Here is a 20,058-nt window from a genome sequence, read left to right as displayed (position 1 = left end):
CCCGGGTCGCCCGGTTCACACCCGGACGGACGTCACACGCGGGGCAGTGTCTCCACCCCGATGCCGCCCTCGATGGCGAGGATGCGGTGCAGGCGGGTGGCGACGAGCAGCCGCTGCATCTGCGGCGGGACGCCGCGCAGCACCAGTCGCCGGCCGCAGCGGCCGGCCCGCCGGTGGGCGCCCATGATGACGCCGAGTCCGGTGGCGTCCCAGGAGTCCAGTGCGGACAGGTCGAGCACGAGGTCACCGACTCCGCCGTCGACCGCCGAGTGCAGAACCGTACGGGCGTCCGCCGCGCTGCGGACGTCGAGGCGGCCCCCGACGACCAGCTCGGCGTGGTCGCCCCTGATGTACATATGCGCTCCCGGTGCGTGCGAATCGTGCTCCGCGTTCTGGTTCTGGGTATGCAACCTCTGACTGTGTGGAGGAGCCGGAGGTTGCTTCTTGTAAGCGAACCGATACCGAATTCACCCCGGGGAGTGATCCCCCCGGGGCGTGTGCGGTTTTCAGTGCTTGTAGAAGCCCTGCCCGCTCTTGCGGCCGATGTCACCGGCGTCAACCATCCGGCGCATCGACTCGGGGGCGGCGAACTTCTCGTCCTGGGACTCGGTGTAGATGTTGTTCGTGGCGTGCAGCAGGATGTCGACGCCCGTCAGGTCCGCCGTGGCCAGCGGGCCCATGGCGTGGCCGAAGCCCAGCTTGCAGGCCAGGTCGATGTCCTCGGCGCTGGCCACGCCGGACTCCTGCAGCTTCGCGGCCTCGACGACCAGGGCGCAGATGAGACGGGTCGTCACGAACCCGGCGACGTCGCGGTTGACGACGATGCAGGTCTTCCCGACGGACTCGGCGAACTCGCGGGCGGTGGCGAGGGTTTCGTCGCTGGTCTTGTAACCGCGCACCAGCTCGCACAGCTGCATCATCGGCACCGGCGAGAAGAAGTGCGTGCCGACGACCCGCTCGGGACGCTCCGTCGCGGCCGCGATCTTGGTGATCGGGATGGCGGAGGTGTTGGAGGCGAGGATCGCCTCGTCCTTCACGATCTTGTCGAGTGCGCGGAAGATCTCGTGCTTGACCTCGAGCTTCTCGAACACGGCCTCGACGACGACGTCGGCGTCGGCCGCTGCGTCCAGGTCGGTGGTGGCGGTGATGCGGGCCAGGGCGGCGTCGGCGTCGTGCGCCTCCAGCTTCCCCTTGGCGACGAACTTGTCGTACGACGCCCTGATGCCGTCGGTGCCGCGCCGGAGCGCCTCGTCGGTGACGTCACGCAGGACCACCTCCCAGCCCGCCTGTGCGGAGACCTGAGCGATGCCGGATCCCATGAGGCCGGCTCCGATGACGGCGAGCTTCCGTGCCACTGTGCGACTCCCCTGACGCGCTGTTCATGTCTGCCTCTCCGGCGGACATTAGCGGTCGTGCGGTCCTGTGTGACCAGTAAGTAATGCGCGTCACGTCTCACATGACGGACATCACACCAGGAGGGGTCACGCGGCGCCCCGGACGGCGTAGTTGAGCACCTTCCGGCTGAAGAACCCCTCCTGTCCACGGTGTCGCCGGCGGCACTGCCGTACGCACTGGTGACTGCGTCCCGCCCCGCCCCGCGCCGTCCCGCCGTCCGGTCGGCGCCCGACGCTACGCGTACGCGCCCGTGACGGTGGGCACACGCGTGTCCCGAACGGGCGGTGCGTAACTAGGCTGGTCACATGGTCAATCTGACGCGCATCTACACCAGGACCGGCGACCAGGGCACGACCGCCCTCGGCGACATGAGCCGGGTCGCCAAGACCGACCTGCGGATCTCCGCGTACGCCGACGCCAACGAGGCGAACGCGGTGATCGGCACGGCGATCGCGCTGGGCGGTCTGGACGAGGAGGTCGTCACGGTCCTCACCCGCGTGCAGAACGACCTGTTCGACGTGGGGGCGGATCTGTCGACGCCGGTGGTGGAGAACCCGGAGTTCCCGCCCCTTCGGGTCGAGCAGTTCTACATCGACAAGCTGGAGGCGGACTGCGACCGCTTCAACGAGCGACTGGACAAGCTCCGCTCCTTCATCCTCCCCGGCGGCACCCCCGGCGCGGCCCTGCTTCACCAGGCCTGCACGGTGGTGCGCCGGGCGGAGCGCTCCACCTGGGCCGCCCTGGAAGTCCACGCCGACGTGATGAACCCCCTCACCGCCACGTACCTCAACCGGCTCTCCGACCTCCTGTTCATCCTCGCGCGGACGGCGAACAAGGAGATCGGCGACGTCCTGTGGGTCCCGGGCGGGGAGCGGTAGGCACGCGGCAGGGCGGCGCTCAGGCTCCCCTGTGCGCCCTGTGCCACGCCCCCGCGACGGCCTGCGCGGCGCCCACGCACATCATCACCACCCCCACCTTGGTGAGGGTCACCCACGGCACCTCCACGTCACCGGCGAACAGCCACAGCGCCAGCCCCGCCGTGAAGGTGACGGCCCCCTCCGGCAGCCCCCCGCGCCCGCGGCTCATCGGCGCACCCCTTCCTTGTCCTCCTCCGCCGCCACCCCGACATCCCCCACGGGTGCCTTCCGCGGCCAGATCCAGTACGACAGCGCGATCAGGCCGTGGATGCCCGCGGCGCGCCACGCCACGGAGCGCCAGCTCTCCAGGGACGTGACGCGGCCCGGGTGGTCGACGTACCAGATCGCCAGCTGCAGCAGTCCGGTCGCGACGGCGGCGCCGAACAGGGTGCCCAGCCAGACCCTGCCCTCGTGACGGGCCCGGGGCATGCCGTACCGCGGCGGCCTCCGGGGCGGCGGCGCACCGCCGAACCGATGGGCCGCGTGGCCGTCCAGCCACGTCACCGTGCGGTGGCCGTGCCCCACGGTGTAGCCGATGTACAGCGCGGCCAGCCCGTGCGTCCAGTTCGGGTCCGCGCCGTTCCTCAGGTCCACCGCGGTGGCGACCAGCAGGACGACCTCCAGCAGCGGTTCGCACAGCAGCAGCGCCAGTCCCGTACGCGGCATGCGCAGCAGGTAGCGGAAGGCCAGCCCGGCCGCCAGCAGCACCCAGAAGCCGACCTCACACGCGGCGATCAAGGCGACGATCACGGTTCGCTCCTCTCGGTCACCCTTCCAGGCTCCCGGGCGGTGCGGCCTAAGTCGTCGTCGCCACTGACGAACCCGCGGTACATCGAAAGATGCAGCCGAGGACCCTCCACGGGGATCAGGCGCCGCACCAGACGGCCGTGTTGGATGGGGACATGGCCGTACGACCGACCCGCCCCAGCCGCTTCGACGTGACCGTCGCGCTGGGCAGCCTGCTGGGCGGGCTGCTGCTGTGGGGCCTCGGCCTGGCCGTCCGACCGCACACCGAGCCATACGTGCTGCTGCCGGGACGCTGGCCGGTCCTGCTCCCGCTCGTCGTCATGGCGGGCTGCGAACTGCTGCGCCGGACCGCGCCGCGCACGGCCCTGCTGGTCGGCACGCCCGCGATCGTCCTGGACACCGTCACCCAGGGCAACCTGGTGACGATCCTGATGTACACCGACCTGATGTACGCGGCCGTGCTCTACGGGCCGCCCGCCTCCGCGCACCGGATCCCGCGGATCACCGGGCTGCTCACGGTGGCCGGAGCCGTCGTGCCGTTCGCGCTCTGGCGCGAGCCCGAGGCGCTGCTGATCGGCGTGGTGACGGGCCTGGTCACCTTCGGTCCCGCCTCCACCGGGCTGATCGTGCGCAACCACCGCGAGGCCGCCGACGCGGCCCGGCTGCGCGCCGGGCAGACCGCGCTGCTCGCCGAGATGGACCGCACCCAGGCGGTCACCGCCGAGCGCGCCAGGATGGCCCGCGAACTGCACGACATGGTCGCCAACCACCTCTCCGCGATCGCCATCCACTCCACGGCCGCGCTCTCCCTGGACGACCCGAGGACCTCCCGGGACGCCCTGACGGTCATCCGCGAGAACAGCGTCGAGGGGCTGGCCGAGATGCGCCGCCTGATCGGCATCCTGCGGGACGCCGGCGGTGGCACCGAGCCGGCCGCGGCCCCCACGCTCGACGGGCTCGGCGCCCTGGTCGAGGCCGCCCGCACCAACGGCCTCGACGTGCAGCTGGACGCGGCCCCGGGCGCCGTCCCCGCGCCGGTCGAGCTCGCCGCCTACCGCATCGTCCAGGAGTCGCTGACCAACGCCCTCAAGCACGCCGGCCCCGGCCGGGTCACCGTCCGCCTGACCCGGCGGGACGGGTCGCTGGCCATCGCCGTCACCAGCCCCTACGGCGACCGTGAGGTGCCCGGCGCTCCGGGGTCGGGCGCGGGCCTGATCGGCATGCGCGAACGCGCCGCGCTGCTGGACGGCACGTTCGAGGCCGGACCCGAGACCTCCCCCAAGGGCAAGGTCTGGGTCGTGCGCGCCGCCCTGCCCGTCGTCGAAGGAGAGCCCGAATGATCCGCGTCCTGGTCGCCGAGGACCAGTCCGCCGTCCGCGCCGGCCTGGTGCTCATCCTGCGCAGCGCCCCCGACATCGAGGTGACCGGCGAGGCGGCGGACGGTGAGCAGGCGGTGGAGCTCGCCCGGGAGTTGCGGCCGGACGTGGTGCTGATGGACGTTCAGATGCCGCGTCTGGACGGGGTGACGGCGACCCGGCGGATCGTCGCGGACCGGCTCGCGGACGTGCTCGTGCTGACCACCTTCGACCTGGACCAGTACGTCTTCGGGGCGCTGCGCGCGGGCGCCTCCGGCTTCCTGCTGAAGAACACCGAGGCCAAGGACCTGCTGGAGGCGGTGCGGACCGTGGCGCGCGGGGAGGGCCTGATCGCCCCCGCGGTCACCCGGCGGCTCATCGCGGAGTTCGCCGCGAAGCCCGCCCGGGAGCCGGCGGCCGACCCGGCCGTCCTGGAACGGCTGACCCGGCGCGAGCGCGAGGTGCTGTCCTGTCTCGGCGAGGGGCTGTCGAACGCGGGCGTCGCCGAACGGCTCGACATGGCCGAGGCGACCGTGAAGACGCACGTCAGCCGCCTGCTGGCCAAGCTGGAGCTGCGCAGCCGGGTGCAAGCCGCAGTGCTCGCGCAGGAGTTGGGGCTCTGATCCGGCACGGATCGGCACAGGTCGTGGTGGTCCAGACCTATTGACCGGTGGTCCAGACCTTTCTATTCTCACCGCACCATGAGTGGCGTGAGGCTCAGTCACGCCCCCCACAACTCCATCAAGGAGGCGCAGCATGCGCTTCAGACACAGAGCCGCGGCAGGGTTCGCGACCCTGTTGCTCCCCTTCGCCGGCCTCGTCGGCCTGGCGAGCCCGGCCCAGGCAGCCACGTCCGCCACCGCCACCTACGCCAAGACCCAGGACTGGGGCTCCGGCTTCGAGGGCAAGTGGACGGTGAAGAACACCGGCACCACCTCCATCAGCTCCTGGACCGTCGAGTGGGACTTCCCCTCCGGCACGTCCGTCACCTCCTCCTGGGACGCCGACGTCACCTCCTCCGGCACCCACTGGACCGCGAAGAACAAGGCCTGGAACGGCAGCCTCGCCCCCGGCGCCTCCGTCTCCTTCGGCTTCAACGGCTCCGGCTCCGGCTCCCCCGCCAACTGCAAGCTCAACGGCGGCAGCTGCGACGGCGGCACCCAGCAGCCCGGGGACAGCGCGCCGAGCGCCCCCGGCACCCCCACCGCCTCGAACATCACCGACACCTCGGCGAAGCTGACCTGGTCCGCCGCCACCGACGACAAGGGCGTCAAGAACTACGACGTCCTGCGCGACGGCGCCAAGGTCGCCACCGTCACGACGACCTCCTACACGGACACCGGCCTGACCAAGGGCACGGACTACTCCTACTCGGTCCAGGCCCGTGACACCGCCGACCAGACCGGCCCGGTCAGCGGCGCTGTACGGGTCCGCACCACCGGCGGCACCACCGAGCCGCCCCCCGGCGACAAGGTCAAGCTCGGCTACTTCACCGAGTGGGGCGTCTACGGCCGCAACTACCACGTCAAGAACCTCGTGACGTCGGGCACCGCGTCGAAGATCACCCACATCAACTACGCGTTCGGCAACGTCAAGAACGGTCAGTGCACCGTCGACGACACCTTCGCCGCGTACGAGAAGGCCTACACCGCCGACCAGTCGGTCAGCGGCACCGCCGACACCTGGGACCAGCCGCTGCGCGGCAACTTCAACCAGCTGCGCCAGCTGAAGGCCAAGTACCCGCACATCAAGGTGCTGTACTCCTTCGGCGGCTGGACCTACTCCGGCGGCTTCGGCCAGGCGGCGCAGAACGCGGCCGCGTTCGCCAAGTCCTGCAAGGCCGTCGTGGAGGACCCGCGCTGGGCCGACGTCTTCGACGGCATCGACATCGACTGGGAGTACCCGAACGCCTGCGGCCTGACCTGTGACACGTCCGGTCCGGCGGCGTTCAAGACCCTGTCCCAGGCCCTGCGCACCGAGTTCGGCTCGAACTACCTGATCACCGCGGCCATCACCGCCGACGGCTCGTCCGGCGGCAAGATCGACGCGGCCGACTACGGCGGCGCCGCCCAGTACCTCGACTGGTACAACGTGATGACGTACGACTACTTCGGCGCCTGGGACAAGACCGGCCCGACGGCTCCGCACTCCCCGCTGACCTCGTACAGCGGCATCCCGAAGGACGGCTTCAACTCCGCGGCCGCCATCGCCAAGCTCAAGGGCAAGGGCGTCCCGGCGAGCAAGCTCCTGCTCGGCATCGGCTTCTACGGCCGCGGCTGGACCGGTGTCACCCAAGCCGCTCCGGGCGGCACGGCGACCGGCCCCGCGCCCGGCACGTACGAGGCGGGTATCGAGGACTACAAGATCCTCAAGAACTCCTGCCCCGCCACCGGCACCATCGGCGGCACCGCGTACGCCCACTGCGGCAGCAACTGGTGGTCGTACGACACCCCGTCGACCATCGCCGGCAAGATGAGCTGGGCCAAGAACCAGGGCCTGGGCGGCGCGTTCTTCTGGGAGTTCAGCGGCGACACCGCCAACGGAGAGCTGGCGGCCGCCATCGACAGCGGCCTGAAGTAGGCCGGATCAGAGAGAAGTTCGAAGGGTCATGGACCCTGGACGACACTGACGCTCCCCCGGAATCCTTCCGGGGGAGCGTCACCCGGTCGGGGGGCGCGGCTACGCCACGTTCACGCGCTGTCCGGGCGGGGCCGCCTCGAGCCACGCGAGGAAACCGGTCAGCGCGTCCTCGCTCATCGCGAGTTCCAGGCGCGTGCCCCGGTGCAGACAGGCCAGGATCACGTGGTCGGAAAGCAGCGCCAGCTCCTCCTCGCCCTCCGGGACCCGGCGGCCGGCGACCTCGATCGCGGACCGCTCCAGGGTGCGGCGCGGGCGGGGCGCATACGAGAAGACCCGGTACCACTCGACGCGGTCGCCGTTGTACCGGGCCACTCCGTACGCCCACCCCTTGCCGTTGCTCTCGCCCTCGGCGGGGGCGTCCCAGCGCAGGCTGGCGTCGAAGGTGCCGCCCGAGCGCTGGATCAGCCGGCGGCGCAGGCCGAAGACGAACAGGCCCACCACCACGAGGGCCACCACGATTCCGCACACAGTCAGAGCGAGGACCATCGACACCGACCTCCTCGTCTCCTAGGTAACGGAACGTAAAAACACCCACATCCGCCTCAGCCGCGGCCGGGTCCGGATCTCTCCGGTACCCAGCCGCGGCTGAGTGACGTCATCACACGGCGAGCGGGGTCAGCGCGCCGCCGTCGCAGCCCGCAGACGGACGTCCGCGCGGCGCCGGGCCTCCGCGTCGTCCTCCGCCTTCGCGCGCTCCAGCTCCTGCTCGGCCCGCTGGACGTCGATCTCGTCCGACAGCTCGGCGACTTCGGCCAGCAGGGAGAGCTTGTCGTCGGCGAACGAGATGAATCCGCCGTGCACCGCGGCGACGACCGTCCCGCCGTCGCTCGTGCGGATGGTCACCGGGCCCGACTCCAGCACACCGAGCAGCGGCTGGTGACCGGGCATGACGCCGATGTCGCCGGACGTGGTGCGCGCGACGACCAGGGTGGCCTGGCCGGACCAGACCTCACGGTCGGCCGCGACCAGCGCGACGTGCAGCTCAGCAGCCAAGGTGGCTCCTCGGGTCACCACCCGGCGGGAGTGCCGGGTGTTGGTTACAAGTCTAGTAGGCGTGACGGAGGGGGCGGGACGAACCCCGCCCCCTCCGGTGTGAGCACGAGGCTCACGTCGAACACGCGGCTCAGCTGACGCCGAGCTCCTTCGCGTTCTTCTTCAGGTCCTCGAGACCACCGCACATGAAGAACGCCTGCTCCGGGAAGTGGTCGTACTCGCCGTCACAGATCGCGTTGAACGCGGCGATCGACTCGTCCAGCGGCACGTCCGAACCGTCCACGCCGGTGAACTGCTTGGCGGCGTGGGTGTTCTGGGACAGGAAGCGCTCCACGCGACGGGCACGGTGGACGACGAGCTTGTCCTCCTCGCCGAGCTCGTCGATACCGAGGATCGCGATGATGTCCTGCAGGTCCTTGTACTTCTGCAGGATGTTCTTCACGCGCATCGCGGCGTTGTAGTGGTCCGCCGAGATGTACCGCGGGTCGAGGATGCGGGACGTCGAGTCCAGCGGGTCCACGGCCGGGTAGATGCCCTTCTCGGAGATCGGACGGGACAGAACCGTCGTCGCGTCGAGGTGGGCGAAGGTGGTGGCCGGGGCCGGGTCGGTCAGGTCGTCCGCGGGGACGTAGATCGCCTGCATCGAGGTGATCGAGTGACCACGGGTCGAGGTGATGCGCTCCTGGAGGGTGCCCATCTCGTCGGCCAGGTTCGGCTGGTAGCCCACCGCGGAGGGCATACGGCCGAGCAGGGTCGACACCTCGGAACCGGCCTGGGTGAAGCGGAAGATGTTGTCGATGAAGAACAGCACGTCCTGCTTCTGGACGTCACGGAAGTACTCCGCCATCGTCAGGCCGGCCAGGGCCACGCGCAGACGGGTGCCCGGGGGCTCGTCCATCTGGCCGAAGACCAGGGCGGTCTTGTCCAGAACGCCGGACTCTTCCATCTCCGCGATGAGGTCGTTGCCCTCACGGGTGCGCTCGCCGACGCCCGCGAAGACGGAGACGCCCTCGTGGAGGTTGGCGACACGCATGATCATTTCCTGGATCAGCACGGTCTTGCCGACACCGGCACCACCGAACAGACCGATCTTGCCGCCCTTGACGTACGGGGTGAGCAGGTCGACGACCTTCAGGCCCGTCTCGAACATCTCGGTCTTCGACTCGAGCTGGTCGAACGCGGGGGCCTTGCGGTGGATGGACCAGCGCTCGCCCGTGTGGACCTCGTCCGTGTTCAGCACCTCACCGAGGGTGTTGAACACCTTGCCCTTGGTGAAGTCGCCGACGGGCACGGTGATGCCCGCACCGGTGTCGGTCACCGGGGCCTGGCGGACCAGGCCGTCGGTGGGCTGCATCGAGATCGCGCGGACCAGGCCGTCGCCCAGGTGCTGCGCGACCTCCAGGGTCAGCGTCTTCTTCTCGCCCGCGAGCGCCGGGTCGGCGACCTCGACGTGCAGGGCGTTGTAGATCTCCGGCATCGCGTCGACGGGGAACTCCACGTCGACGACCGGGCCGATGACCCGCGCGACGCGGCCAGTGGCCACGCCAGCAGGAGCGGTCGGCTCAACAGTGGTGGTCATTTGTCAGTCACTCCCCGCGGTCGCGTCGGCCAGGGCACTGGCGCCACCGACGATCTCGCTGATTTCCTGGGTGATTTCGGCCTGGCGGGCCTGGTTGGCAAGCCGGGTGAGCGTCTCGATGAGCTCGCCGGCGTTGTCGGTGGCCGACTTCATCGCGCGCCGCGTGGCGGCGTGCTTGGAGGCGGCCGACTGGAGCAGCGCGTTGTAGATGCGGCTCTCCACGTAGCGCGGCAGCAGGGCGTCCAGGACGTCCTCCGCCGAGGGCTCGAAGTCGAACAGCGGGAGGATCTCGCCCTTGGGCGCGGCCTCCGCCGCCACCTCGTCGAGGCTGAGCGGCAGCAGCCGCGCCTCGAACGCCGTCTGCGTCATCATCGACACGAACTCGGTGTAGACGATGTGGAGTTCGTCCACGCCGCCCTCGGCCGTCTCCGTCTCGATGGCCTCGATCAGCGGGGCCGCGACCTTCTTGGCGTCCGCGTACGACGGCTCGTCGGTGAAGCCCGTGAACGACTCCGCGATCTTGCGCTCGCGGAAGTTGTAGTGGGCGACGCCACGGCGGCCGACGATGAAGTTGACGACCTCCTTGCCCTCCGCCTCCAGCTTCGCCGTGAGCTTCTCCGCCGCCTTGATGGCGTTGGCGTTGAAGGCGCCGGCCAGACCGCGGTCGCTCGTGAGGAGCAGGACCGCGGCACGGGTCGGGTTCTCGGCCTCCGTCGTCAGCGGGTGCTTGGTGTTAGAGCCGGTGGCGACCGCCGTGACCGCGCGGGTGAGCTCGGTCGCGTACGGGGTGGAGGCCGCCACCTTGCGCTGCGCCTTGACGACGCGCGAGGCGGCGATCATCTCCATCGCCTTGGTGATCTTCTTGGTCGCGGAGACGGATCGGATGCGACGCTTGTAGACCCGGAGCTGGGCTCCCATGAGTCAGGTCCCTTCCGTCGTCACTTGCCGGCAGCCGGGGCGTCCTCGCCGAGCAGCTTGCCGTCGGAGGTCTCGAACTGCTTCTTGAACTCCACGATGGCGTCCGCCACGGCCTGCAGGGTGTCGTCGGACATCTTGCCGCCCTCGCGGATGGAGGTCATCAGACCCTGCTCCTTGCGGTGCAGGTAGTCCAGGAGCTCCGACTCGAAGCGGCGGATGTCGGCGACGGGGACGTCGTCCATCTTGCCGGTGGTGCCGGCCCAGACGGAGACGACCTGGTCCTCGGTGGCCATCGGCTGGTACTGCGGCTGCTTCAGCAGTTCGACCATGCGCTGACCGCGCTCCAGCTGCGCCTTCGACGCGGCGTCCAGGTCGGAACCGAAGGCGGCGAACGCCTCCAGCTCACGGAACTGGGCGAGGTCCACGCGCAGACGGCCGGAGACCTGCTTCATCGCCTTGTGCTGCGCGGAACCACCGACTCGGGAGACGGAGATACCGACGTTCAGCGCGGGGCGCTGACCGGCGTTGAACAGGTCCGACTCCAGGAAGCACTGGCCGTCGGTGATGGAGATGACGTTGGTCGGGATGAACGCCGAGACGTCGTTGGCCTTGGTCTCGACGATCGGCAGACCGGTCATCGAACCCGCGCCCATCTCGTCGGAGAGCTTGGCGCAGCGCTCCAGCAGGCGGGAGTGCAGGTAGAAGACGTCACCCGGGTAGGCCTCACGGCCCGGCGGGCGGCGCAGCAGCAGCGACACGGCGCGGTAGGCGTCGGCCTGCTTCGACAGGTCGTCGAAGATGATCAGGACGTGCTTGCCCTGGTACATCCAGTGCTGACCGATGGCCGAACCGGTGTACGGCGCCAGGTACTTGAAGCCGGCCGGGTCGGACGCCGGGGCGGCGACGATGGTCGTGTACTCCAGCGCGCCGGCCTCCTCCAGAGCGCCGCGCACGCCGGCGATGGTGGAGCCCTTCTGGCCGATGGCGACGTAGATGCAGCGGACCTGCTTCTTCGGGTCGCCCGAGCGCCAGTTGTCGCGCTGGTTGATGATCGTGTCGACGGCCAGGGCGGTCTTGCCGGTCTGGCGGTCACCGATGATCAGCTGACGCTGACCGCGGCCGACGGGGGTCATCGCGTCGACGGCCTTGTAGCCCGTCTCCATCGGCTCGTGCACCGACTTGCGGACCATGACGCCCGGGGCCTGCAGCTCCAGGGCACGACGGTCCTCGGTCTCGATCTCGCCGAGGCCGTCGATCGGGTTGCCGAGGGGGTCCACCACGCGGCCGAGGTAGCCCTCGCCCACCGCGACGGAGAGAACCTCACCGGTGCGGGAGACCGGCTGGCCCTCCTCGACGCCGCTGAACTCGCCGAGGACGATGGCACCGATCTCGCGCTCCTCGAGGTTGAGGGCGAGGCCGAGGGTGCCGTCCTCGAACTTCAGCAGCTCGTTGGCCATGGTCGAGGGCAGGCCCTCGACCTTCGCGATGCCGTCACCGGCGAAGGTGACCGTACCGACCTCCTCGCGCGAGGCCGCGTCCGGCTTGTACGCCTGGACGAAGTTCTCCAGCGCGTCCCGGATCTCCTCCGGCCGGATCGTGAGCTCCGCCATCTGGGTTCCCTGCTCTCCTTGTTGGGCCCGAAGTTTCACTTTGGGGGTCTGGGGGCGACCCCCAGGATTCTTCTGCACGGCCCAACCAGGGCCGTCGTAAGTACGTTGTGCCTATTGAGTTGCTGCTCAGCCGGCGAGCCGGCGGCTGGCGTCCTCGATGCGGTCCGCGAGGGAGCCGTTGATCACCTCGTCGCCGACCTGCACCCTGATCCCGCCGAGGACCTCGGGGTCCACGTCCAGGTTGAGGTGCATCTGGCGGCCGTAGAGCTTCGCGAGGGCGGCACCCAGGCGCTGCTTCTGCGGGTCGCTCAGCGGAACCGCCGAGGTCACGATGGCGACCATGCGGTCCCGGCGTCCGGCGGCGAGCTTGGACAGGGACTCCAGTCCCGTCTCCAGGCTACGTCCACGCGGCACCGTCACGAGGCGCGTCACCAGACGCTCGGTGGCCGACTGCGCCCGGCCGCCGAGGAGGCTGCGCAGCAGCCCGCTCTTGGCCGAGGTGGTCGCCTTGCGGTCGGTCAGCGCGGCACGCAGCTCGGTGCTGCCGGAGACGATCCGGCCGAACCGGAACAACTCGTCCTCGACGTCGTCGAGCTTGCCGGCCTGCTGGGCGGCGGTGAGGTCGGCCGTGTTGGCCAGCTCCTCCAGGGCGTCCACCAGGTCGCGCGAACGCGACCAGCGGGAACGCACCATGCCCGCGACGAGGTCGGCGGCGGGACCGCTGACCTGCGTGCCGAGCAGGCGCTGGGCCAGCTCGGCCTTGGCCTGACCGTCCTGCGCCGGGTCGGTCAGGACCCGACGCAGCGACACCTCGCGGTCGAGCAGCGCGGTGACGGCGGCCAGCTCGTCGGCGAGCCGCGCGGCGTCGGCGGACGTGGAGTCCGTCAGCGCGTCGAGACGCTCTCGTGCGGCTGCCAGGGCCTCGCGGCTCGCTCCGTTCATCGCCCGGCCTCGGCCTTCTCCTCGAGGTCGTCGAGGAACCGGTCGATCACGCGGCTCTGCCGGGCGTGGTCCTCGAGGGACTCGCCGACGAGCTTGCCGGCCAGGTCGGTGGCGAGCTTGCCGACGTCCTGGCGCAGCGCGGACGCGGCGGCCTTGCGGTCGGCCTCGATCTGGGCGTGACCGGCGGCGACGATCTCCTCGCGCTGCCGCTGGCCCTCGGCCCGCATCTCGGCGATGAGGGTGGCACCCTGCTCCTGCGCCTCCTGGCGCAGACGCGCGGCCTCGTGCCGGGCCTCGGCGAGCTGTGCCTTGTACTGCTCAAGGACGCTCTGGGCCTCGGTCTGGGCGGCCTCGGCCTTCTCGATACCGCCCTCGATGGCCTCACGCCGCTCGTCCAGAACCTTGTTGATGTTCGGGAGGAGCTTCTTGGCGAGGAAGCCGAAGACGATGGCGAAGGCGATCAGGCCGATGACAAGCTCAGGGATCGGCGGGATGAGGGGGTTCTCTCCCTCACTCGCCGCGATGAGCAGGTAGCTCATGTGAGTGCCTTTCGTCTGGTCGGCTGGTCCCGGGGCGGTTTAGTTGTAGCCGTAGACGAACGGCATAACCAGACCGATCAGGGCGAGCGCCTCACAGAAGGCGAAGCCGAGGATCTGGTTGGCACGGATCAGGCCGGCGGCCTCGGGCTGACGGGCCAGCGCCTGGGTGCCGTTACCGAAGATGATGCCGACGCCGACGCCCGGGCCGATCGCGGCGAGGCCGTAACCGATGGAGCCGAGCGAGCCGGTAACAGCGGCAAGGGTCTGGGACATGCCAGTTCTTCCTTTTCTTTACGGACCGGTGGGGGTTGGCCACCGGACGATCTGAGAGGGGGAGGCCAGTGGTCTCAGTGGTGTTCAGCCATGGCGCCCTGGATGTACGTGCAGGTGAGCAGCACGAACACGTAGGCCTGCAGGGCCTGGATGAACAGCTCGAAGGCGGTCATCACGACGACCATCACGAACGAGACACCCGCGTAGGCGATACCGATGCCGTTCAGCATGTACCAGCTGGCGATGGTGAACAGCAGCAGCAGGGTGTGCCCGGCGAACATGTTCGCGAAGAGCCGCACGGCGTGCGTGAACGGCCGGATCAGCAGGTTCGAGAAGAGCTCGATCAGCATGGCCAGCGGCAGCACCGGGCCGAGCGACTTGTCGTAACCCGTGACGTTCTTCCAGAACCCGACGAAGCCCTGACGCTTGAAGGTCAGCGAGACCCACACGACATAGACGAGGAGAGCCAGGATGAGCGGGTACGAGATGATCGAGGTGACCGGGAACTGGGCGATCGGAATGATCGACCAGAGGTTCATCATCCAGACGAAGAAGAAGAGCGAGACGACCAGAGGAACGTACTTCTCGCCCTCCTTCTTGCCGATCGTCTCGTAGACGACTCCGCGGCGGATGAAGTCGTAGCCGGCCTCGGCGACCATCTGGAGCTTGCCGGGAACGACCTGCGGCTTACGGAAGGCCGCCCAGAAGAAGCCGACGATGATGATCGAGCCGAGCAGCGCCAGCAGCATCGTCTTGTTGAAGTACACATTGCTGTCGCCGTCGCCCCACAGGGGCTGGAACAGGAACGAGTGCAGGCCCGGGGACACATCGGCGAAGCCACACCCGTCGAAGAGGTGGCAGTTGGTGTCGAAGGCGAGCACCTGCGTCGGGTCAGCACTCACCGCGGGCTCCTTCAGCGTGGCGCATAGGTACGGCAACCTCGTTGTGTCGGCGCGGCGCAGGGCCGCGGTTCGGCACGGGACTGGTGTTACGGATGTGGGGGCGGCAGTGGGGCATCTCGCCTCGCGATGAAGCAGGCGTCAACTCGGATGCCCGCGCCCGCGATGCCGCAGTTGGCACCGGACGATAGCAGGAGATCTCACGCCTCTTTATCCCGGCCCTACCCCTCACGAGGAGTGCTCCGACTTTTCGGGCTTCTTGCCCGTCGTCGAATCGGGCTCGACGTAAAGGATCTTGGATTTCATGTGGGCACGCGCCTGCGCGGCGATCCACGCGAGGGTGCCCGCGACGAGCGTGATGGCGAACGCCCTCGGGTTGAACAGCGTCGTGTTCTTGAAGGCGGCCATGAAGATGAACAGCAGCAGGATCTGAGCCGCGTAGAGCATCAGGCCCATCGCCTGGAAAAGATGCGGAAGCGATTTGGCGGTGCGCTGCAGAACGTAGAGACCGATCCCCATGAAGAGGATCACCACAAGGGTGGCGACGACCGCCCCGATCGCCCCTTTGCCACCGGCGACCACACCACTGATGACGGCGGCGACAGCACCGACGGCAGCCGTGGGTACGGCGGCCTGGGCCAGGATCCGGGCGTCATTGGACGGCATGGCGGCAACTCCGCTTTCGCAGGGGGCAGGGGTGTCGTCATGGACGAGCGTAGTCCCGGGCTGAGTGGAGACCTCACGCCGGTGGACCGTCGCACTGCGGTCCTTCGGCTCTATCCGGGGGGTTCTCGTGAACCGTATCACAAACTATTTGATGCAGTCTTTACCTGGGGGTGTGCGTACAGTCACACATGAGAGTGAACACGCGCGTATGAGCGAGAACAGCATCGACATGTCTGGTATTGGGGCGCTTTGCACCCCCATCACCACCCCACGACTTGGCAATGCTCTCGTCAGATTCTTACCTTGTCCCAGCCCTGCCCCGGTCGGCCATACGCGACCGTCCCCCGATGGCCGTAGCCCCGTTGACGCCCGATACCCCCGAGGCCACCGGGGTGCGGTCCTGTGGGTCGGCTGGGGCCGGGTCGTCCGTCGTCGGGTCCGGGGACGCGGCACCGGGAGCGACCGCCGCCGGGGCTCCGCGGCGGCGGTAGCGCGGCGGCACGAACCGCTCCATCCAGCGCGGCGTACGCGGCGTGAAGCGCGGCAGCAGGAGCAGGATCAGCCCGATCGCGCTGAGGAAGACCACGCCCAGCACGATCCACATGGACGCCGAGTTGACCGAGTAGGCCAGCGCCCCGAAGGCGATCAGCGCCGACCAGAAGTACATGATCAGCACCGCGCGGCTGTGCGAGTGCCCGATCTCCAGCAGCCGGTGGTGCAGATGCCCGCGGTCCGCGGCGAACGGCGACTGCCCGCGCCAGGTACGCCGCACGATCGCCAGGATCAGGTCGGCGGCCGGCACCGCGATGATCGTCAGCGGCAGCAGCAGCGGGATGTAGACGGGGACCGTCTGGTGCACGGCCTCCTTCTCCGACCCCGCGTACAGGTTGAGCGCGTCCGGGTCGACCTGCCCCGTGACGGAGATCGCACCCGCCGCCAGGACGAGGCCGATCAGCATGGAGCCCGAGTCGCCCATGAAGATCCGCGCCGGGTGCATGTTGTGCGGCAGGAAGCCCAGGCACATGCCCATCAGGATCGCCGAGAACAGCGTGGCCGGGGCCGCGGCCTCGATGCCGTACGAGAACCAGATGCGGTAGGCGTACAGGAAGAACGCCGTGGACGCGATGCAGACCATGCCGGCCGCGAGACCGTCGAGGCCGTCCACGAAGTTGACCGCGTTGATCGTGATGACGACCAGCGCGACGGTGAGCAGCGTGCCCTGCCACTGCGTGAGCGCGACCGAGCCGACACCCGGGATCGGCAGCCACAGGATCGTCAGACCCTGCACGACCATCACGCCCGCGGCGATCATCTGGCCGCCCAGCTTGATGAGGGCGTCGATCTCGAACTTGTCGTCCAGGACGCCGATCAGCCAGATCAGGGCCGCTCCGGACAGCAGCGCTCTCGGTTCGTTCGACGTCTCGAAGACCTGGTTGAGGTTGGTGAGGTGGTCGGCGACCAGCAGGCCCGCGCACAGACCGAAGAACATCGCGATCCCGCCGAGCCGCGGAGTGGGTTCCCGGTGCACGTCACGGGCCCGGATCTCCGGCATCGCGCCCGCCACGATCGCGAACTTCCGCACCGGCCCTGTGAGCAGATACGTCACCGCGGCCGTGATGCAGAGCGTCAGCAGGTATTCACGCACGGGCTTCCCCACAGGTCTCGCTGGCCATCTCAGCCTCACACCCTAGCGATGCGCGCATATGAGTGGGGACTTCCGGGTAGCGACGATGGTTGCACGATCAGCCGCGCACCCGGGCGCGCCCGCCCCGCTCAGCGGGGGTACGGCGGGAATCCACCGGTCAGCTCCCGCACTTCTTCACGAGCCGTCGAGGGATCCGTCACGTTCCGGAGCACCCGCGCGAGCAGGTGCGCGATCCGTGTCATCTCCGCCTCCCCCATGCCCTGGGTGGTGACGGCGGCGGTGCCCAGACGCAGTCCGCGGGCGTCGCCGTGCGGCAGCGCGCAGCAGTCCAGGACCAGCCCGGCCGCGGCCAGCCGGCTCCGGGCGGTGCGGCCGTCGACGCCGAGCGGGGCCGGGTCGGCGGTGATCAGGTGGGTGTCCGTGCCGCCGGTGGTGACCACCAGGCCCTCGGCGGCCAGCCGCGCCGCGAGGACACGCGCGTTCGCCACCACCTGATGGGCGTACGCGGAGAACGCCGGTGTTGCCGCCTCCCCGAAGGCGACGGCCTTGGCGGCGACGGTGTGCATCTGGGCGCCGCCCTGGGTGAAGGGGAACACGGCCCGGTCGACCCGCTCGGCCAGTTCGGCCCGGCACAGGATCAGCCCGCCGCGCGGGCCGCGCAGCACCTTGTGCGTGGTGCCGCACACGACGTCCGCGTACGGCACCGGGTTCGGCGCCGCTCCCCCGGCCACCAGCCCCAGCGGGTGCGCGGCGTCCGCGATGAGGTAGGCGCCCACCTCGTCGGCGACCTCGCGGAAGAAGGCGTGGTCCAGGTGGCGGGGGTAGGCGATGGAGCCGCAGACGATCGCCTTGGGCCGGCGCGCCCGGGCCAGCGCGCGCACCTGCTCGTGGTCGACGAGCCCCGAGTCGGCCTCCAGCCCGTAGCCGACGAAGTCGAACCAGCGGCCGGAGAAGTTGGCGGGCGATCCGTGCGTGAGGTGGCCGCCGTGCGGCAGGCCCAGGGCCAGGACGGTGTCCCCGGGGCGCAGCAGGGCCGCGTAGGCGGCCAGGACGGCCGAAGAGCCCGAGTGGGGCTGGACGTTGGCGTGATCGGCGCCGAACAGGGCCCTGGCCCGTTCGACGGCGAGGCGTTCGGCGGCGTCGACGATCTCGCAGCCGCCGTGGTGGCGCGCGCCCGGGTAGCCCTCGGCGTACTTGTTTGCCAGGGGTGAGCCGAGCGCGGCCAGCACGGCGGGTGAGCTGAAGTTTTCCGCGGCGATCAGCTGGAGCGTGGTCGCCTGCCGCTCCCGTTCGGCGAGCAGGAGGTCGGCGAGCTCCGGGTCCTGGCGGTGCAGGACGTCGGCCTCGATGGCAGGGGTGACCGTCATGGTGGGCTCCGGGCGGCGTCGCTTTTCTGGGCGGTTCGCCTCCGGGGCGCCTGAGTCGGTCCTGAGAGGCCGATCGTGCTCAGCCCTCCGGGCCTCCGCGCGTTCGGCCTCTGAGGACGGACGCGCCCCTTCGGCTCACGCGCCGGGGTGACGTACGTCCAATGTAGGCCCGGGGCCCCCGGGGCGCTCGGCCGCTACGTCCGTGCGGGAACGCCGGTGAGGGCCGTCACGACCGGGTCGAGCGCCTGGTGTATCTCGTCGCCGATGGAACGGAAGAACGTCAGCGGCGCCCCGTACGGGTCGTAGACCTCGTCCGCCTCGGCGTCCGGGGCCAGGAGCCAGCCGCGCAGCGCGGCCGCGGCACGCACCAGGGCACGGGCGCGGATGACCACGCCCTCCTCCAGTGCGGGCAGGGTCGCCGGGTCGATCGCCTTCACCAGCCGGGTGAACTCCTTGAGCGTGAAGGTGCGCAGGCCCGCCGAGTGGCCCATGGAGATGACCTGGGCGCGGTGGTCGCGGGTGGCGGTCAGCACCAGGTCCGCGCGGATCACGTGCTCGTCGAGGAGCTCGCGCCCGGTGAAGCCGGAGGCGTCCGCGCCGAAGTCGGCGAGGACGGTCTCCGCGTGGGCCTCCATGGGCGCGCCCTCGTGACCCCAGGTCCCCGCGCTCTCCACGACGAGCCCGCCGCCGAGCACGCCCAGCCGCTCCATGACGAGGTGGCGGGTCAGCCGCTCGGTGATGGGTGAGCGGCACACGTTGCCGGTGCTGACGTGAAGGATGCGGAAGCTGTCGCGCGGAAGTCCCACGAAGGTCGTCGTGATCTCCGCCGCGCTTTCCCCGTTGCCTATGCCGCGCCCCGTTCCGGGGGACGTCAATTCGCCACCTCGAGGTCGGGTACGACCTTGCGCAGCTCGTCCGCCGAGAGGGCGCCGGCCCGCAGCAGCAGCGGGACCTCGCGGGTGACGTCGACGATGGACGACGGCACGTTGCCGGGGGTGGGGCCGCCGTCGAGGTAGACGGAGACGGAGTCGCCGAGCATCTGCTGCGCGGCGTCGCAGTCCTCCGGCGCCGGGTGGCCCGTGAGGTTCGCCGACGACACGGCCATGGGGCCGACCTCGGTGAGCAGCTCGATGGCGACCGGGTGCAGCGGCATGCGCACGGCCACCGTGCCCCGGGTGTCCCCGAGGTCCCACTGCAGGGACGGCTGGTGCCGGGCGACGAGCGTCAGGGCGCCCGGCCAGAAGGCGTCGACCAGCTCCCAGGCCAGCTCGGAGAAGTCGGTGACGAGGCCGTGCAGGGTGTTCGGGGAGCCGATGAGGACGGGCGTGGGCATGTTGCGGCCCCGGCCCTTGGCGTCCAGCAGGTCGGCGACCGCCTCCGCGGAGAACGCGTCCGCGCCGATGCCGTACACGGTGTCCGTCGGCAGCACCACGAGCTCGCCTCGGCGGACGGCGGACGCTGCCTCGCGCAGACCGGTCACACGGTCGGTCGCGTCGTTGGTGTCGTATCGCCGTGCCATCTTCAGCTGGCCTCCTCGTACACGTACTGCTGGGTCGAAGTTCGCGGGGACCGC

The 20,058-nt window shown here is 69.9% G+C and carries 22 protein-coding genes; 4 read left to right on the top strand and 18 right to left on the bottom strand.

Going from position 1 to position 20,058, the window contains the following annotated elements; genetic code table 11:
• Positions 1 to 32: 32 nt before the first annotated feature.
• Entirely contained in the window at positions 33 to 356 is a 324-nt protein-coding gene (locus ACZ4M5_RS11620; protein WP_369193682.1) for an STAS domain-containing protein, read from the bottom strand.
• A 150-nt stretch (positions 357 to 506) separates the two neighbouring features.
• On the bottom strand, positions 507 to 1,355 hold the full coding sequence (locus ACZ4M5_RS11615) for a 3-hydroxyacyl-CoA dehydrogenase family protein (RefSeq protein ID WP_467735434.1): 849 nt from the start codon (positions 1,353 to 1,355) through the stop codon (positions 507 to 509).
• Positions 1,356 to 1,700: 345 nt separating this feature from the next.
• Here ACZ4M5_RS11615 and ACZ4M5_RS11610 point away from each other — a divergent pair, with 345 nt between their 5' ends.
• A complete protein-coding gene (locus ACZ4M5_RS11610; protein ID WP_467735432.1) occupies positions 1,701 to 2,273 on the top strand; it encodes a cob(I)yrinic acid a,c-diamide adenosyltransferase in 573 nt (190 codons plus the stop codon).
• Positions 2,274 to 2,292: 19 nt separating this feature from the next.
• Here ACZ4M5_RS11610 and ACZ4M5_RS11605 read toward each other — a convergent pair whose 3' ends face one another.
• The gene (locus tag ACZ4M5_RS11605; RefSeq protein WP_467735430.1) at positions 2,293 to 2,481 is read right to left on the bottom strand and encodes a DUF5708 family protein; all 189 of its coding nucleotides are present in this window, start codon (positions 2,479 to 2,481) and stop codon (positions 2,293 to 2,295) included.
• Positions 2,478 to 3,062 carry a hypothetical protein gene (locus tag ACZ4M5_RS11600; protein ID WP_467735428.1) on the bottom strand — a complete coding sequence of 195 codons (585 nt, stop codon included), beginning with the start codon at positions 3,060 to 3,062 and terminating at the stop codon, positions 2,478 to 2,480. The genes ACZ4M5_RS11605 and ACZ4M5_RS11600 overlap by 4 nt, the downstream gene beginning before the upstream one ends.
• 152 nt (positions 3,063 to 3,214) lie before the next feature.
• On the opposite strand from ACZ4M5_RS11600, the gene ACZ4M5_RS11595 reads away from it, so the two are divergent.
• The 3 genes from ACZ4M5_RS11595 to ACZ4M5_RS11585 all read left to right on the top strand — a co-directional run bounded on the left by ACZ4M5_RS11595 (position 3,215) and on the right by ACZ4M5_RS11585 (position 6,994).
• Entirely contained in the window at positions 3,215 to 4,399 is a 1,185-nt protein-coding gene (locus ACZ4M5_RS11595; RefSeq protein WP_467735426.1) for a sensor histidine kinase, read from the top strand.
• Positions 4,396 to 5,037, top strand: coding sequence for a response regulator (locus ACZ4M5_RS11590; RefSeq protein WP_467735424.1), 642 nt, complete (start codon positions 4,396 to 4,398; stop codon positions 5,035 to 5,037). The genes ACZ4M5_RS11595 and ACZ4M5_RS11590 overlap by 4 nt, the downstream gene beginning before the upstream one ends.
• A 133-nt stretch (positions 5,038 to 5,170) precedes the next feature.
• Positions 5,171 to 6,994: a glycosyl hydrolase family 18 protein gene (locus ACZ4M5_RS11585; protein ID WP_467735422.1), complete on the top strand. Its 1,824-nt coding sequence runs from the start codon at positions 5,171 to 5,173 to the stop codon at positions 6,992 to 6,994.
• 99 nt (positions 6,995 to 7,093) lie between these two features.
• Here the strand turns inward: ACZ4M5_RS11585 and ACZ4M5_RS11580 are convergent, their stop codons facing one another.
• From ACZ4M5_RS11580 to ACZ4M5_RS11515, 14 genes are all read right to left on the bottom strand, one after another.
• Positions 7,094 to 7,540 (bottom strand): DUF2550 domain-containing protein, encoded by a 447-nt coding sequence (locus ACZ4M5_RS11580; RefSeq protein WP_467735420.1) that lies wholly within the window; start codon positions 7,538 to 7,540, stop codon positions 7,094 to 7,096.
• Positions 7,541 to 7,669: 129 nt separating this feature from the next.
• Entirely contained in the window at positions 7,670 to 8,047 is a 378-nt protein-coding gene (locus ACZ4M5_RS11575) for a F0F1 ATP synthase subunit epsilon (RefSeq protein WP_031117493.1), read from the bottom strand.
• A 130-nt stretch (positions 8,048 to 8,177) separates the two neighbouring features.
• Complete coding sequence (gene atpD / locus ACZ4M5_RS11570; protein ID WP_467735417.1) at positions 8,178 to 9,626, bottom strand: F0F1 ATP synthase subunit beta; 1,449 nt, start codon at positions 9,624 to 9,626, stop codon at positions 8,178 to 8,180.
• A gap of 3 nt (positions 9,627 to 9,629) precedes the next feature.
• Positions 9,630 to 10,544 (bottom strand): F0F1 ATP synthase subunit gamma, encoded by a 915-nt coding sequence (locus tag ACZ4M5_RS11565; protein ID WP_467735415.1) that lies wholly within the window; start codon positions 10,542 to 10,544, stop codon positions 9,630 to 9,632.
• Positions 10,545 to 10,564: 20 nt separating this feature from the next.
• Positions 10,565 to 12,154 (bottom strand): F0F1 ATP synthase subunit alpha, encoded by a 1,590-nt coding sequence (gene atpA / locus ACZ4M5_RS11560; protein ID WP_467735413.1) that lies wholly within the window; start codon positions 12,152 to 12,154, stop codon positions 10,565 to 10,567.
• Between the two features lie 126 nt (positions 12,155 to 12,280).
• A complete protein-coding gene (locus tag ACZ4M5_RS11555; protein WP_467735411.1) occupies positions 12,281 to 13,096 on the bottom strand; it encodes a F0F1 ATP synthase subunit delta in 816 nt (271 codons plus the stop codon).
• Positions 13,093 to 13,635: a F0F1 ATP synthase subunit B gene (locus ACZ4M5_RS11550; protein WP_467735409.1), complete on the bottom strand. Its 543-nt coding sequence runs from the start codon at positions 13,633 to 13,635 to the stop codon at positions 13,093 to 13,095. Before ACZ4M5_RS11550 ends, ACZ4M5_RS11555 begins: the two co-directional genes overlap by 4 nt.
• Positions 13,636 to 13,674: 39 nt before the next feature.
• Positions 13,675 to 13,908: an ATP synthase F0 subunit C gene (gene atpE, locus ACZ4M5_RS11545; protein WP_033275524.1), complete on the bottom strand. Its 234-nt coding sequence runs from the start codon at positions 13,906 to 13,908 to the stop codon at positions 13,675 to 13,677.
• A 74-nt stretch (positions 13,909 to 13,982) separates the two neighbouring features.
• Positions 13,983 to 14,810, bottom strand: coding sequence for a F0F1 ATP synthase subunit A (gene atpB, locus ACZ4M5_RS11540; RefSeq protein WP_467735407.1), 828 nt, complete (start codon positions 14,808 to 14,810; stop codon positions 13,983 to 13,985).
• A gap of 225 nt (positions 14,811 to 15,035) precedes the next feature.
• On the bottom strand, positions 15,036 to 15,473 hold the full coding sequence (locus ACZ4M5_RS11535) for a hypothetical protein (protein ID WP_467735405.1): 438 nt from the start codon (positions 15,471 to 15,473) through the stop codon (positions 15,036 to 15,038).
• Positions 15,474 to 15,771: 298 nt separating this feature from the next.
• Positions 15,772 to 17,118, bottom strand: coding sequence for an MraY family glycosyltransferase (locus tag ACZ4M5_RS11530; RefSeq protein WP_467735403.1), 1,347 nt, complete (start codon positions 17,116 to 17,118; stop codon positions 15,772 to 15,774).
• Positions 17,119 to 17,246: 128 nt separating this feature from the next.
• Positions 17,247 to 18,485, bottom strand: a complete 1,239-nt coding sequence (locus tag ACZ4M5_RS11525; RefSeq protein WP_467735401.1) for a serine hydroxymethyltransferase — start codon at positions 18,483 to 18,485, stop codon at positions 17,247 to 17,249.
• Between the two features lie 194 nt (positions 18,486 to 18,679).
• Entirely contained in the window at positions 18,680 to 19,360 is a 681-nt protein-coding gene (locus ACZ4M5_RS11520) for an arsenate reductase/protein-tyrosine-phosphatase family protein (RefSeq protein ID WP_467735399.1), read from the bottom strand.
• Positions 19,357 to 20,004, bottom strand: a complete 648-nt coding sequence (locus ACZ4M5_RS11515) for an L-threonylcarbamoyladenylate synthase (RefSeq protein ID WP_369193700.1) — start codon at positions 20,002 to 20,004, stop codon at positions 19,357 to 19,359. Before ACZ4M5_RS11515 ends, ACZ4M5_RS11520 begins: the two co-directional genes overlap by 4 nt.
• Positions 20,005 to 20,058 lie beyond the last annotated feature (54 nt).

The organism is Streptomyces sp. NPDC026246, from assembly GCF_055567995.1.
Note: the sequence above shows the minus strand (reverse complement) of the source record. Positions and strands in the feature narration are given on the sequence as shown.

Coding starts and splice junctions, on each gene's coding strand:
- ACZ4M5_RS11565 (WP_467735415.1), bottom strand. CDS start 10,544: ATGGGAGCCCAGCTCCGGGTCTACAAGCGTCGCATCCGATCCGTCTCC.
- ACZ4M5_RS11550 (WP_467735409.1), bottom strand. CDS start 13,635: ATGAGCTACCTGCTCATCGCGGCGAGTGAGGGAGAGAACCCCCTCATC.
- ACZ4M5_RS11525 (WP_467735401.1), bottom strand. CDS start 18,485: ATGACGGTCACCCCTGCCATCGAGGCCGACGTCCTGCACCGCCAGGAC.
- ACZ4M5_RS11590 (WP_467735424.1), top strand. CDS start 4,396: ATGATCCGCGTCCTGGTCGCCGAGGACCAGTCCGCCGTCCGCGCCGGC.
- ACZ4M5_RS11555 (WP_467735411.1), bottom strand. CDS start 13,096: ATGAACGGAGCGAGCCGCGAGGCCCTGGCAGCCGCACGAGAGCGTCTC.
- ACZ4M5_RS11620 (WP_369193682.1), bottom strand. CDS start 356: ATGTACATCAGGGGCGACCACGCCGAGCTGGTCGTCGGGGGCCGCCTC.
- atpA (WP_467735413.1), bottom strand. CDS start 12,154: ATGGCGGAGCTCACGATCCGGCCGGAGGAGATCCGGGACGCGCTGGAG.
- ACZ4M5_RS11595 (WP_467735426.1), top strand. CDS start 3,215: ATGGCCGTACGACCGACCCGCCCCAGCCGCTTCGACGTGACCGTCGCG.
- ACZ4M5_RS11515 (WP_369193700.1), bottom strand. CDS start 20,004: ATGGCACGGCGATACGACACCAACGACGCGACCGACCGTGTGACCGGT.
- atpE (WP_033275524.1), bottom strand. CDS start 13,908: ATGTCCCAGACCCTTGCCGCTGTTACCGGCTCGCTCGGCTCCATCGGT.
- ACZ4M5_RS11580 (WP_467735420.1), bottom strand. CDS start 7,540: ATGGTCCTCGCTCTGACTGTGTGCGGAATCGTGGTGGCCCTCGTGGTG.
- ACZ4M5_RS11610 (WP_467735432.1), top strand. CDS start 1,701: ATGGTCAATCTGACGCGCATCTACACCAGGACCGGCGACCAGGGCACG.
- ACZ4M5_RS11585 (WP_467735422.1), top strand. CDS start 5,171: ATGCGCTTCAGACACAGAGCCGCGGCAGGGTTCGCGACCCTGTTGCTC.
- ACZ4M5_RS11535 (WP_467735405.1), bottom strand. CDS start 15,473: ATGCCGTCCAATGACGCCCGGATCCTGGCCCAGGCCGCCGTACCCACG.
- ACZ4M5_RS11605 (WP_467735430.1), bottom strand. CDS start 2,481: ATGAGCCGCGGGCGCGGGGGGCTGCCGGAGGGGGCCGTCACCTTCACG.
- atpD (WP_467735417.1), bottom strand. CDS start 9,626: ATGACCACCACTGTTGAGCCGACCGCTCCTGCTGGCGTGGCCACTGGC.